Origin of the sequence: Adlercreutzia sp. DFI.6.23 (assembly GCF_024462535.1) — a bacterium.
Lineage (GTDB): Bacteria > Actinomycetota > Coriobacteriia > Coriobacteriales > Eggerthellaceae > Adlercreutzia > Adlercreutzia rubneri.
On the sequence record NZ_JANGBP010000520.1, the window covers coordinates 1 to 301 of the forward strand.

Below are 301 nucleotides of genomic sequence, written 5' to 3' on the forward strand. Positions count from 1 at the left end.
TGGGATTGGGAACACCCATCTCCTCATTATGGGCGCGCACCAAAGGAGACCCCTGCGTCCAGCCGCCCATAAGGGCCGTCGACCCCATGAACGACGCCGGGGGCAGATGGCGATATTTCAGCTGTCCACGATGTCCCACATGAGCGGGCTGCCTAGGTTGGAGTAGGCGAACAGCTCCCACAGGCGCGCCGGCTGGCCGAGGTCTACCACCACCATGCCGATGGCGGCCACGGTGCAGGCGATGGAGCTCATGACAGGGGTGTCCAGGTAGGCGGGGAGCTCCTTCACGTTCGCGTACAGG

Annotated in this window: 1 protein-coding gene; it reads right to left on the reverse strand. The window is 64.5% G+C overall.

The genetic code is table 11. The features are described 5' to 3' along the window. Nucleotides 1-117: 117 nt before the first annotated feature. Nucleotides 118-301, reverse strand: a 184-nt coding sequence (nrfD, locus tag NE591_RS14395) for an NrfD/PsrC family molybdoenzyme membrane anchor subunit (RefSeq protein ID WP_256156998.1), incomplete at its 5' end; no start/stop codon positions are given.